At 33.9% G+C, this 14,821-nt stretch carries 14 protein-coding genes; 13 read left to right on the top strand and 1 reads right to left on the bottom strand.

Annotated elements, in window-relative coordinates; all coding sequences use genetic code 11:
- Window positions 1-173: 173 nt before the first annotated feature.
- The 10 genes from fmt to CW751_RS15920 all read left to right on the top strand — a co-directional run bounded on the left by fmt (window position 174) and on the right by CW751_RS15920 (window position 7,760).
- On the top strand, window positions 174-1,130 hold the full coding sequence (gene fmt / locus CW751_RS10585) for a methionyl-tRNA formyltransferase (protein WP_101335064.1): 957 nt from the start codon (window positions 174-176) through the stop codon (window positions 1,128-1,130).
- A 397-nt stretch (window positions 1,131-1,527) separates the two neighbouring features.
- Window positions 1,528-1,800: an HU family DNA-binding protein gene (locus CW751_RS10580; protein WP_101334988.1), complete on the top strand. Its 273-nt coding sequence runs from the start codon at window positions 1,528-1,530 to the stop codon at window positions 1,798-1,800.
- Window positions 1,801-1,861: 61 nt separating this feature from the next.
- Complete coding sequence (locus CW751_RS10575) at window positions 1,862-2,545, top strand: TrmH family RNA methyltransferase (RefSeq protein ID WP_101334986.1); 684 nt, start codon at window positions 1,862-1,864, stop codon at window positions 2,543-2,545.
- A 76-nt stretch (window positions 2,546-2,621) separates the two neighbouring features.
- Entirely contained in the window at window positions 2,622-2,996 is a 375-nt protein-coding gene (locus CW751_RS10570) for a 30S ribosomal protein THX (protein WP_101334985.1), read from the top strand.
- 276 nt (window positions 2,997-3,272) lie between these two features.
- Window positions 3,273-4,322 carry a 3-phosphoserine/phosphohydroxythreonine transaminase gene (gene serC, locus CW751_RS10565; RefSeq protein ID WP_101334983.1) on the top strand — a complete coding sequence of 350 codons (1,050 nt, stop codon included), beginning with the start codon at window positions 3,273-3,275 and terminating at the stop codon, window positions 4,320-4,322.
- Between the two features lie 9 nt (window positions 4,323-4,331).
- Window positions 4,332-5,291, top strand: a complete 960-nt coding sequence (locus CW751_RS10560) for a D-2-hydroxyacid dehydrogenase (protein ID WP_101334981.1) — start codon at window positions 4,332-4,334, stop codon at window positions 5,289-5,291.
- Between the two features lie 81 nt (window positions 5,292-5,372).
- On the top strand, window positions 5,373-6,002 hold the full coding sequence (locus tag CW751_RS10555) for a nucleoside deaminase (protein WP_205677820.1): 630 nt from the start codon (window positions 5,373-5,375) through the stop codon (window positions 6,000-6,002).
- Window positions 6,003-6,629 (top strand): hypothetical protein, encoded by a 627-nt coding sequence (locus CW751_RS10550; protein ID WP_101334979.1) that lies wholly within the window; start codon window positions 6,003-6,005, stop codon window positions 6,627-6,629.
- Window positions 6,630-6,641: 12 nt separating this feature from the next.
- Window positions 6,642-7,238, top strand: coding sequence for a hypothetical protein (locus CW751_RS15925; RefSeq protein WP_317045813.1), 597 nt, complete (start codon window positions 6,642-6,644; stop codon window positions 7,236-7,238).
- A gap of 90 nt (window positions 7,239-7,328) precedes the next feature.
- The gene (locus CW751_RS15920) at window positions 7,329-7,760 is read left to right on the top strand and encodes a DUF2914 domain-containing protein (RefSeq protein WP_317045812.1); all 432 of its coding nucleotides are present in this window, start codon (window positions 7,329-7,331) and stop codon (window positions 7,758-7,760) included.
- Between the two features lie 409 nt (window positions 7,761-8,169).
- Here the strand turns inward: CW751_RS15920 and CW751_RS10540 are convergent, their stop codons facing one another.
- Entirely contained in the window at window positions 8,170-9,825 is a 1,656-nt protein-coding gene (locus CW751_RS10540) for an ABC1 kinase family protein (RefSeq protein ID WP_101334977.1), read from the bottom strand.
- 177 nt (window positions 9,826-10,002) lie between these two features.
- Between CW751_RS10540 and CW751_RS10535 the strand changes: the two genes are divergently transcribed.
- The 3 genes from CW751_RS10535 to CW751_RS10525 all read left to right on the top strand — a co-directional run bounded on the left by CW751_RS10535 (window position 10,003) and on the right by CW751_RS10525 (window position 14,790).
- A complete protein-coding gene (locus CW751_RS10535) occupies window positions 10,003-11,127 on the top strand; it encodes a CNNM domain-containing protein (RefSeq protein ID WP_101334975.1) in 1,125 nt (374 codons plus the stop codon).
- A gap of 64 nt (window positions 11,128-11,191) precedes the next feature.
- The gene (locus CW751_RS10530; RefSeq protein WP_101334974.1) at window positions 11,192-12,298 is read left to right on the top strand and encodes a GTPase; all 1,107 of its coding nucleotides are present in this window, start codon (window positions 11,192-11,194) and stop codon (window positions 12,296-12,298) included.
- Between the two features lie 80 nt (window positions 12,299-12,378).
- Entirely contained in the window at window positions 12,379-14,790 is a 2,412-nt protein-coding gene (locus tag CW751_RS10525; RefSeq protein ID WP_205677819.1) for an alpha/beta hydrolase family protein, read from the top strand.
- The last annotated feature ends 31 nt before the right edge of the window (window positions 14,791-14,821 follow it).

Below are 14,821 nucleotides of genomic sequence, written 5' to 3'. Positions count from 1 at the left end.
TTCACTACATAAAATCACTCGAACTGACGAAAACGAGCACGTCAGTTCGAGTATCAGAATGAAATGGAGGTGTATCGAGCTTGCACGTCAGTTCGAGTGCTGGAATGAAATGGAGGTGTATCGAGAACAGTGCAACATTAAAAAAAGCGTATTTTAAAATGACAATAAAACCAATGAAAGAAAAAGAAGACTTAAGCATCGTTTTTATGGGAACTCCTGAATTTGCGGTGACTATATTAGAACGCATTATTAAAGAAGGGTATAACATAAAAGCAGTCGTAACTGCACCAGATCGACCGGCTGGGAGAGGTAGAAAATTGAAAGAAAGTGCAGTGAAAGCATGTGCTGTGAAAAATAAAATTCCCGTCTTACAACCAACAAACTTAAAAGATGAATCTTTTATTTTAAGATTAAAAGAATTGAATGCTGATCTCTTTATTGTTGTTGCCTTTCGAATGTTACCTAAAGTAGTTTGGGAACTTCCCAAAATGAAAACCTTTAATTTACATGGTTCTTTACTACCACAGTATCGCGGTGCCGCTCCCATTAACTGGGCAATCATTAATGGAGAAAAAGAAACTGGAGTTACTACATTTTTTATAGATGAAAAGATCGATACGGGAAATATTATCAAACAAGATAAAATAACGATTGGTAAAAATGAATCCGCTGGCTCTCTGCACGATAAAATGATGTTGGTTGGAGCAGAAACGGTTATTGACACCATAGAAGAAATTCGACAGGGAACAGTTACCACTTATCCACAATCAAATCATGAACTAAAAGAAGCCCCAAAAATTAATAAAAAAGACTGCCTAATTGATTTCTCACAGTCTCTTGAGACAATTCATAACTTTATCAGAGGAATGTCTCCCTATCCTACAGCATGGTTAAAAATAAAAAACACAAAAACCGAAGATATTAAAACAATGAAGGTTTTTACTTCTGAAATTGAGCTCTCAACACATTATAAAGAAATAGCGCTACAGAAAGAGAACGGAGAGCTTTACATTAGTCATCCTGAAGGTAGATTAATCATTAAAACACTTCAACTAGAAGGCAAGAAAAGACTAGATGCAACAGCATTCTTACTTGGTTTTAAACCAGAAGAATGGTCACTTGTATTATAAAAACATTCAACGATATATTCATTTTAGAATGATACTTTGACCATTAGGAATGTATAATTAGAATTTCAAATTTAATTCTCCAGCAACCCATCGATTGATTAGATTCTCGTCAGTAAAATGTTTACAACAATATATATTATAAAAATAGCTATTCGCTTTAAGGCAATTGGTCGACAAAAAATATAACTTCATCTGTATTTGAAATTAATTATTTGTGAAATTCACACCATAAAATTCAAAAAAAGTCAATTAAATAGGTAGGTTCAGCTCAATATTTTCAACATTTTGACAGTTTTTTCAACAAAAAATCGCATTTTTTATTCGAAACACTTGTGATTATTGGATATTCCGCTATATTTGCTACAGTATTAATTTTTAACAAACAAAAACCATAACTATGAACAAAGCAGAATTAGTGGAAGCAATGGCTTCTGAAGCTGGATTGTCAAAAGCTGATGCAAAGAAAGCATTAGATGCATTTATTAACGCGACAACTGGAGCATTAAAAGACGGTGATCGTCTTTCTTTAATTGGATTTGGTTCGTTCTCTATTTCTAATCGTAAAGCGAGAACTGGTAGAAACCCACAAACAGGTAAGGAAATTCAAATTGCTGCAAAAAATGTAGTTAAATTTAAAGCTGGATCAGAATTAGCATCTGCTGTTAACTAGTCTAAGTTTAAATTGAAACTAAGGGAGCTTTTGCTCCCTTTTTTATTTTGACCTCGATTCGATGAATGAAAAATTGTTAAAAGCCCTTTACGAAATTATTACTCCCGAAAAGGTGGAGAAGTTTGACCGTATAGCTGCCGAAAGAACCAACCATGTTACCGTTGCCGTTGAGAATCTTTTTCAAGAGCATAATGCTAGTGCGGTAATGCGAACGTGTGATTGTTTTGGTATTCAAAATTTACATATCATTGAAAAAAACAATAAATTCAATGTCAACAAAGACATTGCCATGGGAGCCGCTCAATGGGTCGATAATCATCACTACTCAGATGACTTGTACCCAACCACAAAATGTATTCAAACTTTAAAGGATAAAGGTTATAAAATTGCAGCAACCACTCCGCATACAGAAGCCTATACAATTAATAATGTTCCGATTGATCAGCCTATTGCATTTGTATTTGGTACAGAACAAACAGGACTATCTGAAAAGGCCCTTGACTTAGCCGACTACTTTGTAAAAATACCAATGGTTGGTTTTACAGAGAGCTTTAATATTTCAGTTTCAGCAGCACTTACAATCAACACCATCAGAACACGTTTAGAGCATCAAGAAGATTTTGAATGGAAACTGAGTAAAGAAGAACAAACGCTATTAAAAATAGAATGGTGTAAGCGCATCATTAAAAATCCTAATCTAACAATCAAAGATTTTAAAAGAAGAATTTTAGATAAAGAAGCTTAAAAGTCCACTCGTAAATCACAATAAACTATATATTTTTCATATATTTAGCTCACATACTAACTCAAATACATAAAATATGGGAAAAGGTGACGTTAAAACAGCCAAAGGAAAAAGGTTTAGAGGTTCATACGGTAAGTCAAGACCAAGAAAATCTGAATCAACTACAATAATTCCAGAAAAAAAAGCTAAAGAGACGAAAAAAACGACTGCAACAAAAAAAACTGCAGATAAAAAGTCTACTACAACGGCAAAAAAAGCAACGACAGCAAAAAAGACAACGACAAAAAAAACAACCGCTAAAAAAACAACCGCTAAAAAAACTGCAGAAAAGAAACCAGCAGCTAAAAAAGCAACAACGAAAAAAACCGAAAAGAAAGAAACGACAACAAAAAAGACCACTGCTGAGAAAAAAAGCAAAACAGACGACAAAAAATCAGACGATAAGAAATAAAATTTTTGAAATCGATACTAAAAAGAGTCAATACAATTGACTCTTTTTTTATTCTTAAAGTTATTTTTTGAACGAGACCTAAAATAATAAATAAGCTTTCATTATTTATTTTTGATTCAACATTTTCCATCCGATCTTACTGACCATTTTTTTCATTTAGACTATACGTTTAAATAAAGTTAAATCTCACTCTACTTCTATTGAACAGCCTTTATTAATTGCTTATTTCTTCTGAAAACTGCTATTTTTTTAACATCTTTGTAAAAAAAGACAGATATGAAACATAATTTCGGAGCAGGTCCATGTATATTACCTCAAGAAGTATTCAAAGCGGCCTCAGAAGCAGTTCTTGATTTTAACGGTTTATCCATTTTAGAAATATCACACAGGAGTCCAGACTTTGTAAAAGTTATGGAAGAAGCACGTGAAAATGTAAAGAAAGCATTAGATATTCCAAAAGGTTACACTGTTCTTTTTCTTCAGGGTGGCGCGAGTCTAGGTTTTTTAATTTCAGCTATGAACATGGCAGGCAAACATAAAAAAGCAGGTTATATTAACACAGGGGCTTGGTCAACTAAAGCGATTAAAGAAGCTAAAAACGCAGGTTTAGAAGTTGTTGAAGTTGCTTCTTCTGAAGACAAAGACTTCAGCTATATTCCAAAAGTTGATGATATTCCTTCGGATATTGATTTCTTACATTACACCTCAAATAATACAATTGCAGGAACACAGTTTAAATCAATTCCTGATACAGATGTTCCATTGGTTTGTGATATGTCTTCTGATATTTTCTCTATGCCAATTGATGTCTCTAAATTTGATATTATTTACGCAGGAGCACAGAAAAATTTAGGTCCAGCAGGAGCTACTTTATACATCGTTAAAGAAAGTATTCTTGGTAAATCTACTGTTGATATTCCAACATACTTAGACTTACAAGTTCAACATAAAAAGGACAGTATGTTTAATACTCCACCTGTATTTTCAGTATTTGTTTCCAACTTAAACTTGAAGCACCTACTTAACAATGGTGGTGTTGATGCAATGGAAAAGAAAAACAAAGAAAAAGCCGAATTGCTTTACAACGAAATTGATAGCAACCCAAATTTTGAAGGTGCTACAGCGGTAGAAGATCGTTCGTTGATGAATGTTACTTTCCGTTTAACAGACGAAAATAAAAAGGAGCAGTTTGACAAATTATGGAATGAAGGTGATATTGTAGGCCTTAAAGGTCACAGATCTGTTGGAGGCTACAGAGCTTCTATGTACAATGCGTTATCTGTTGAAAGCGTAAAAGCTTTAGTCAATATCATGAAATCACTGTAAAATAGAGATATGAAAATATTAGCAAACGATGGTGTTTCACCAGAAGGAATAGAAAAATTAGAGGCTGCCGGATTTACAGTAGTCACAGAAAAGGTTGAGCAAGATCAATTAATTGATACAATTAATGAGGAAAACTATGTTGGACTTTTAGTGCGTTCGGCAACCACGGTAAGAAAAGATCTAATTGACGCTTGTCCAAACCTTAAGTTTATTGGTCGGGGTGGAGTTGGAATGGACAATATCGATGTGGCTTATGCGCGTGAAAAAGGACTTACAGTAGAGAACACACCTGCAGCATCTTCTCAATCTGTTGCTGAATTAGCAATGGGCTCTTTATTTGCCTTGGCACGTTCAACGTACGATTCGTATAGGGAAATGCCTAACAAAGGAAAAGAAGAGTTTAAAACATTAAAGAAAAAATACAGCAAAGGTGTTGAACTAAAAGGTAAAACATTACTAATTGTTGGGTTCGGCCGTATTGGTCAATCTTTAGCGAGTTATGCCTTAGGTGCTGGAATGAAAGTTTTAGGAGTTACAAGAACTGCTCGTGAAGTAGAAATTCCAATTTCCATCGAAGGCGTAGGTGAAGTGAAAAGTACTATAAAAACAACCGCAGATTTAAACGAAGCACTTGGAAAAGCTGACTTTATCACCATGAATGTTCCTGCAACGCCAGATGGTAAAGCCATCATTGGAAAAGCGGAGTTTGACAAAATGAAAGATGGAGTGAGAATTGTAAATGTTGCGCGTGGTGGTGTCATTGATGAAGATGACTTACTAGATGCTTTAAAAAGCGGAAAAGTAGCTGCAGCGGCACTCGATGTATACGTAAACGAACCATCTCCAAGAACAGATTTATTGGAAGACGCATCAATTGCTCCTACTCCACACATTGGAGCGGCAACTTCTGAAGCGCAAGCCAGAATCGGAACTGAATTGGCAGATAAAATTATTGCTACTTTAAAATAGTAGTTTGAATTTATAATTTTGAAAGCGTTTAACGTAAAAGTTAAACGCTTTTTTTTGTATATTTTTGTAAAAATGAAAACGATGAAAATAATACCTTATATTTTGGGAATTAGCTTACTGCTTTTTGTTAGCTGTGAACAAACAGACAAAAAAGCAAACAAAGAAACAGATCAGGCTAAGGAGACAGAAAAAGAACATAACATGACAAAAAGTAACAAAAAAGGAGCAGCATCATTCACTCAAACTGATTTACGATTTTTAAAGCATTGTTTAGGCTTGGCAAAAGAAGCACTCGAAGCTGGAGACCAACCTTTTGGTTCTATTCTGGTGAACGAAAATGATGAAATACTTGCAGAAGCAAGAAATAGAGTCAATGAGAAAAATGTACTTGCTCATCCTGAATATGAATTAGCAGAATGGGCCATTAACAACTTAAGTTTAAAAGAACGTAAAGCTGCGAAAATGTACACTACAGGAGAACATTGTCCGATGTGTGCTGGTGCTCATGCTTGGTCTCAGGTTGGGGAAATGAATTATTTAAGTTCAGCCGAGCAACTGGAAAAATGGCTAAGCGAATTAAATGTTCCTGCAGCTCCTATTAAATTTATTCCGTCAGAAGAAATCATGAAAAATGTTATGGTTAAAGGTCCAGCAGAAGGCCCTTTGGTTGAAGAAATTAAAAAAATGCACGTAAAATATTATACGCAATAAATGAAACCATTTCGTTTCTTATTCGCCATTTTAATTTTCATTGTATCATTGCCAACAAGCGCGCAGATTAAATCGTATGACTTTAACATTCTTGCTCATGGCAACTTTGGATTTGGAACTGTAAACAATAAACTTGATCCAAATTACAATGTCAATATTAATAACACTGACTTATTTTTAAAATATCGAATCACCTATCGTTTAGGTTTAGCAACAGGAATAGGGATAAATCGAATATCTGGAAACGGATTTAAGGCTAAAGATTATTTTTTTCATGAACGAATTACATTAAAACTACCAATATCAATCATATTAGACTATACAATAACGGATCATTTCAGCGTTGTTCCGAATATTGGGATTTATGCTCAAAACATTTTGAAAGACAGATTTCAACTGGAAAGCTCCACAATAAAAAATGTTTATTCAGGATGGAATATGGGCGCTCAATTAGGCATTGGATTAACCTATAAAATTAACCGTACGTATCAAATTGGATTGAATTATGCCTTACAACAAGACTTTACTTTTTTTCAGCCCAATGGAAACCAAAACTTTAACACTTCAAATAAACAATTGATTGGTAGTATAAATATGATTGGATTACTTATGGTCATCACGCTATAAATTAAATGACAGGTGGGAACAAATAAAACCATAACACAATTTAAGAACAGTAAGTTCAGAAAGTTTATTAAAAACAATGAAAAGACGGTTTTAATCTTATTTTTTGTTGGTGGCTTTATATTTGATTCGCTCACTTTAGGTCGAATTGACCGTGTGTATGACTTAACAGTTTTAAGTTTTCATATTACAGCATTAACATGCGCTTTATACTTGTATAATCTCGCAGATGATCAAAAATGGAAAGAGACATTCTTTGAGCGTTATCAAATTTATTTGCCGTTAGCCATTCAGTTTTTCTTTGGAGGTTTATCGAGCGCATACGTCATTTATTTCTCACGTAGCGTTTCTATTTCCAAAACAATTTCATTTTTTATCATTCTCGTTATCTTACTGCTCGCCAATGAATTTTTGAAAAAGAAAATCTCCAATAAATACCTGCAATTTTCACTTTACTTTTTTGTTAGTTTTACTTTTTTCACTTTTATGATACCAGTTATCATTAAAGAAATGAATACTGCGGTGTTTATACTTTCAGGAATAATTAGTTTAGTGCTTACGTTGTCACTAATAACATGGATCTATTTTAAAAGTCCGAGCACACGAGAATAGATAAAGCTAAGCAAAACATTTTCATTAATAGCAGTGATATATTTTATCATTAACACTTTTTATTTCACAAATCTAATTCCCCCCGTTCCTTTGGCGTTAAAAGAGGGAATTGTCGCACACAATGTACAGAAAACAAAGAATGGATTCGAGGTGAGTTACGAAAAAAATCATTGGTCAACTTTTTGGCGTGACTACAACGAAATAATCACATTACAAAAGAACGACCCCGTTTATGTATTCACAACTATTTTTGCACCCACTGAAATTCGCAAACCAATACTTCACCGATGGTTTAAATTTGACAATAACAACGAAAAATGGCTCAAAACAGATGAAATCCAATATGAAATCATAGGAGGAAGAAATAAAGGATATCGAGGATACACATATAAAGAAAACACACATCCTGGTAAATGGAAGGTTGAGGTGCTTACACTTGAGGAACAAATTTTAGGCGTTTTAAAGTTTGAAATTGTAATAAAACCAAAACAAGAAGTAAATATATCGAAAAGTGCTTATTAATTATTAAACACATGAATAACGTGGGATAGAGATATTTACATAAAAACAGCTTATCTCATTATCAATCAAATTATAATTAGTGAAAAAGTCAATCATTTCAAAACTTCAAATATCATTAAACAGTTTAAAACTTAATGCTTACCAGAAAATTTAACAGTAGTTTAATAAACCAGATGAAAAAAGTATTCTCTTTTACCTGACAAAACCCTTCCAAATTTGAAAATCTTAATTTTTAAATTTGATCAGGATGACGATTTTGGGGTGGGAAGCAATTGAGAGGGGATTTTTCTTTTGAACTGGTTGGAAATTGAAATTTGCGAAGGATCTTGTCAATTAACCGTTTATCCACATGATTGACGGCTTAGATATATTTACTGGTAAAGTATTGTATAAACATTTAAAATTTCACTTACTTATTTTCGTCTTTAAACAATATTTGGTAAACCAAATAAAAGCCAATCAAAGCGGCAAAAACGAAAAGGATAAAAGCAAAAGTTGGATAACCAAAAACAGTCCATTCACTTGGAATATTTACTAGCATAGCAGCACCAATAATTAGAGCGGCTACAATAATTCCTGCGGTTATACGATTGGCCACTTTTTGAAAGGCATCTGTAAAACGATCTTGATCAATGGCGTCCACTTTTATTTTCAACCGATTTTCAGCTAAATTCTCACTAAACTTATTTATTCGAAACGGAAGATCCTTAGCTAAACCTCTCATTTCCATCAATAATTCCATAAGGTACTCTTGATTTAATGAGGACTTAATTCGTTTTTGCATTAAATGATGAGCGTAGGATTTTACAGTCTCTTGCATGTCATATTCCGGTGTCAATGTAGCCACAATTTGATCCATATTCAATAGGATTTTTCCTAAAATATTCAAATCAACAGGAATTTTCACGCCTTGCTTTGCAGCTAATTGGTTGACATCTATCAATATTCGACCTGTATTCAGATCTTTCGCCTTTTGATTTCTACTATCTTGAATTTTACGGTTAATCTCTTTTTTAAACGTTTGTATATCTACACTTTTTTCATCGTAAACGCTCATTGAAAGCAAAACTGAAGAAACACGATCACCATCATAGTTACTCAACCCAATCATGAGCTTTAAAATATTTTCCTTCATTTGGTCATTGAATTTTACTACCATTCCCAAATCCATCAAAGCAATCTTATGATTATTGGTAAAATAAACATTTCCAGGATGAGGATCTGCATGGGCAAAACCATCAATAACAATTTGTGTTAAATAACTCTTAATCAACTCATCAACCAACGGCTCAAATTCAATTTTAGCGTGATTAGGTTTAGAAACTTCAGTGATTTTTACGCCATCAACATACTCCATGGTTAAAACACGAGACGAACAGATATCGGGAAATGCAGCAGGAACATAAAGTTTTTTAAACGTTCGCATATTCTTTTTTAACGTCGTAAGGTTTTGAGCTTCTAACGTATAGTCTAATTCTTTTAATAAAATATACCGCAACTCTTCTATAACGTTGTGAAAACTATAACTCCTGGCGACCTCACTAAATTCCTCAACTTTTTCAGAAATCTCCATTAATGTATCCAAATCTTCTATAAATCTTTTTCGAATTCCAGGACGTTGAATCTTTACTGCTACTGTTTCTCCGGAATGTAAAACAGCTTTATGCACCTGACCTATTGACGCACTTGCAAGCGGTTTTGGATCAAAAAAAGTAAAAACTTTAGAAATTTCTTTACCTATTTCTTCCTTAAAAACATCCTCTATTACTTTATAATCAACCGCATCTACATCATCTTGTAAAGTCGCTAAAGCATCCATAAAATGTGAAGGAAGTAAATCAGGACGTGTTGAAAGCAATTGACCCAACTTGACATAAGTTGGTCCCATTTTCTTCAAATCTTCTGTGAGTTCTTCTGGTGAATGATCGAATTCTTTTAGGGCCTCTTCTTTTTCTGCGCTTAAAATTTCTCCATCCGGAAAGGAAAACACGTCGCTATTCCAATATTTAAGCATGAATTTAAAGAAACGAATATATTTATCGTATTGCTCTGGCAGAATTCCCATTTTGATTTTTTTATGAAAACTACAAAAAAAGCGTAAAGATTTAATTTATTTAAGAAACTTTACAAGTCTTTTTTAACATAAAGCATCTTGAATTGAATTTTGATTCCTGAAACTTTTAGTATTTTTGATTGCGGTTTACAATAGTTAATTAAAACCAAAAAAATTAAAACAGACATAATGATTACATTATTTATCTACCTATTTCTTGCGCTTTTTGTTTCCTTTTTATGTTCAATTATGGAATCGGTTTTACTTTCAATTCCACAAGCATATTTAATTGTAAAACAAGATGAAGGTAAAACTTGGGCAGGTGCTTTCATGAAATTAAAAGTCAATATAGACAAACCACTTTCAGCAATTTTAACACTTAATACAATTGCCCACACAATAGGAGCTGCAGGAGTTGGTGCACAAGCAGTAAAGGTTTTTGGTGAAGCCTCTTTTGGAGTAGTTTCTGCTGTTTTAACTTTTCTAATTTTGTTTGTAACTGAGATTATTCCTAAAACCTTGGGCGCGCGATATTGGAGGAAATTAACGAAACCTGTTTATTCTATTATTCGCGTTACCATATTTTTAACTTATCCCTTTGTAATATTGTCAGCACTAGTTACCAAACTTTTATCTAAGAATGCCAATGAAAATACAACAAGCCGTGAAGAAATCGCTGCTCTTGCAAGTATAGGAGCCGATGAGGGACTTTTTACGAATAAAGAAAATAAAATTTTACAAAACATATTACGACTTAAAAATGTGCGTGTTAGAGAGATAATGACGCCTAGAGTAGTTGTAGCCTCAGCTGATGAAAATCTCAAGCTTCAAGAGTTTTTAGAAAATAAAGAGTTTTTAAGGTTTTCACGTATCCCTATTTATGACAACGATGTTGAAAACATCACTGGATACGTATTACGTCAAGAGGTTTTTGAAAATTTAGCCGAAGGTCAAAAGGAGCTTACATTAAAAGATTTAAAACATAAAATTTTAACCATCCCAAACCAAACAGTTCTTTTAAATTTATGGGAGCAGTTGCTAGAAAATCAAGAGCATATCGCTTTAATTGTAGATGAATATGGTGGTGTTGATGGTATCGTTTCTTTGGAAGACATTATTGAGACGCTACTTGGTTTGGAAATTTTAGACGAAAAAGACACGGTAACAGATATGCAAAAATATGCGCGCGAAAGATGGAAAAGACGCCAAACAAAATACAAGTTCATTATTGACCTGGAACATTTGGATGCGCCAAGTGACATAACCTCCCTCAAAGATAAGAATGAGGAAGACGATGAGCGATTAGAAAATTAGCTTAAAACTGATAAATTTTATCTTTCTTAATGAATAGTTTCAATTAACATCCTTATCTTTAGATATGAATCCTAAAAACTCAGATAAAACGAACATTTTAAAAAAGTTTGAAGAAGACTTAGAACAATATAAAAATGCGAAGATCAAATGTGGAATTATTGGCCGAAGTGGTACAGGAAAATCTTCTTTGATCAATACTATTGCTGGAGAAGAAATTGCTGAAGTAGGTGAAATTGAAACAACTCAAGATGTTAATACACCTTTTGAAAGCAACGGACTTTTATTTTACGATCTTCCTGGATGTTCAACCACTTCTTTTCCAAAGGAAGAATATATCGAAACCTTTAAAATCAAGTCTTTTGACTGCGTTATTCTAGTCACAGCCGATCGATTTTTTGAAGATGATTTATTCTTAATTAAAGAATTGGTTAAAATAGAAATGCCTGTTTTTATCGTGCGAACAAAAATTGACTTCTCGATAGAAAGAGCTTTAAAAAGAGGAATTACGCCAGAGGAAACACAAGAAACAATTCTTAACAACCTTAAGGAAAATTTGGGGTCAATTGATGTCAATGGAATTTATCTTACCTCGGCAGACCACCCTAATTTATTTGATTTAAGTCAGCTGCTTGAAGATATTTTTTTTTCTCTAAATGACTTTAAAAAAGAACGATTCATAGCTGATATCAACATAACGAGTCAGCGTATTTTAGAAGAAAAAAAGAAAATTGCCGAGAAAACTGTTATGCGTCATTCTGCCCTAGCTGCCGCAAACGGATTGAACCCTGTACCTGGAGTCGACATCAGTTTAGACATTGCGTTAATGGTAAAAATGTCGAAAGAAGTAAAAACCATTTACGGCCTTGACGAAGAACATCAGGAATTCAATTTACAGTATTTGGATAAGAAAACCACAAAGTTTATTGCTTCAAAAATCCTTCAATATACCTCACGATATGGCGGAAAAGAAGCCATTATGATTTTACTCAAGCGCGTTGGTTCATCAATTGCCACAAAAACCGCTTCTAAATGGGTTCCATTTGTTGGTCAAGCCATTGCCGCAGGAATTGGTTTCAAAATGACATCCTGGATAGGCAAAGACATGATAAAAGATGCGGAGGAAATTGCTATTGCGGTTTTTGAAGGGATGAAGGGAACTGAGAGTTTATAATTCAAAAAAAGCCATTTATCAATTAACATTCGTTACTTTAGAAGCACAATAAACATTTCACAAATTAATAAATCAACATCATGAGAATATTTTCATTTTTATTGGTAGTCCTTTCATTTTATAGCGTTCACGCCCAAGAAGGCTTAACTTATCAAAAACCATCACAAGAAATTTTAGATTTAGTTGATGTAAGTCGGGCTCCAAGTGTGTTTATGGACGAAGCAAAAAATCACATGATTTTAGTTTCTAGAAATGCTTACGGTTCAATTGAGGAGCTTTCTCAAGAAGAATTGCGCTTAGGAGGATTAAGAATTGACCCAAAAACAAACATTGGAAGCCGTGTAAGTTATTTCAACAACATAGAACTTAAACATCTAAAATCAAAAAATACCAAAAGGATTCAAGTAGAAGGATTGCCTGAAAATCCTCGACTCACAAATTTTAGTTGGTCTCCTGATCAATCAAAAATTGCATTTACGCATACTACAGAAAATGGGGTTGAACTATGGTTTTTGGATGTTGAATCAGCGAAAGTAAGAAAACTAACAGATGCCAACATCAATGCAAATATTGGTGATGCAATTAACTGGTTTGCCGACGGAAATTCAATTCTAGTGAAGAAAGTTTCTTCGCAAAAAGAAGCATTGATCAATACTAAAACTGCGATTCCTTCTGGTCCAACAATTTCTGTAAATGACGGAAAAAAAGCACAAAACAGAACTTATCAAGATTTATTGAGTAACAAAAGTGATGAACACAACTTTGAACAATTGGCCCGCACAGAACTTTACGTAGTAAATCTTGACGGAAGCAGTAAAAAATGGTTGAATGATGATATTTACACAACTGTTTCATTTTCTCCAGATGGAAACTATGTAATGATTGAAACCGTTGAAAGACCATTTTCATACCTCGTACCGTATTACCGATTCCCATCGAAAACAACAATTTATACGAAAGAAGGAAAAGAAGTAAAAACCGTGCTTGAAGTTCCATTAATTGAAGATTTACCACAAGGATTTATGGCCGTGAGAACAGGAAAAAGAAATTTTTCATGGAGAAATGACAAGCCTTCCTCCTTGATTTATACAAAAGCATTAGATGGCGGAGATCCAGAAAATGAAGTACCATTTAGAGATGAAACTTTTGAAGTAGAAGCTCCGTTTGATGGAGAAGGAAGAAGCCTGCTAAAGACAATTAATCGAATGGGTGGAATTCGTTGGGCAAATGACAATGTTGCAATTGCTAGCGACTACTGGTGGAACACAAGAAATACAAAAACATACCTTTTTAATCCTTCTGACAATAACCAAGAAGCAAAGGTAATCAACGACAGAAGTTACCAAGACGCCTACAGCGATCCTGGAAGTTTTGTAATGAAAAGAAATGAGATGAGTCGTAGTGTTTTGGCATTAAAAGACAACAAAGCATATCTTTTAGGTGCTGGACACTCCGAAGAAGGTCAATTTCCGTTTTTAGATGAATTAAATTTATCCAACTTAAAAACAAAGCGCATTTATCAATCAAAATACACAGATAAAGTGGAAAATTTGAGAGATTTTGATCCGACAAATAATCGTTTGCTGGTTCGAATTGAATCACCTACTGAATATCCGAATTACTTTTTCAGAAAAACGAAAGGAAATAAATTAAACCAGATTACATTCTTTGAAAATCCATTTAAAAGTATTCAGAATGTGCACAAAGAAGTCATCAACTATAAACGAGATGATGGTTTAGATTTGTCTGGAACTTTATATTTACCTGTAGGATACGACAAAGAGAAGAAGGAGAAAGTTCCATTAATCATTTGGGCTTATCCAAGAGAATATAAAAATTCTGCAAGTGCAGGACAAAATACACAAAACCCAAATAAATTCACTTTCCCTTATTATGGTTCTATGATTTATTGGGTAACCAAAGGCTATGCTGTCTTAGATAATGCTGCATTTCCAATTGTTGGAGAAGGCGATGAAGAACCTAACGATACTTATGTAAAACAATTGGTTGCGAATGGAAAAGCGGCAATTGACGCAGTAGACGAAATGGGATATATCGACAGAGAAAGAGTAGCTGTTGGAGGACACTCTTATGGAGCCTTTATGGTGGCCAACTTACTTACGCATTCTGATTTATTTGCAGCAGGAATTGCACGAAGTGGAGCTTACAACAGAACATTAACGCCTTTCGGATTCCAAAGTGAAGAAAGAAATTACTGGGAGGCGCCAGATGTTTACAACACCATGTCGCCGTTTATGAATGCCGATAAAATGAACCAGCCATTATTGCTTATTCACGGAGAAGCAGACAACAACTCTGGAACTTACCCTATGCAAAGTGAGCGTTATTTTAATGCGCTAAAAGGCTTGGGAGCAACAGTGAGATTAGTTGTTTTGCCCAAAGAAAGTCACGGTTACAAAGCCAAAGAAAGTATTCTGCATTTGTTGTGGGAGCAAGACCAATGGTTAGAGAAGTACGTTAAGCAAAAATAAACTCTAAATTACTAGATTTTGATAATTGAAA

Source organism: Brumimicrobium salinarum (assembly GCF_002844555.1).
Classification (GTDB): domain Bacteria; phylum Bacteroidota; class Bacteroidia; order Flavobacteriales_D; family Crocinitomicaceae; genus Brumimicrobium; species Brumimicrobium salinarum.
This window is presented reverse-complemented; position numbering and strand designations above follow the sequence as displayed.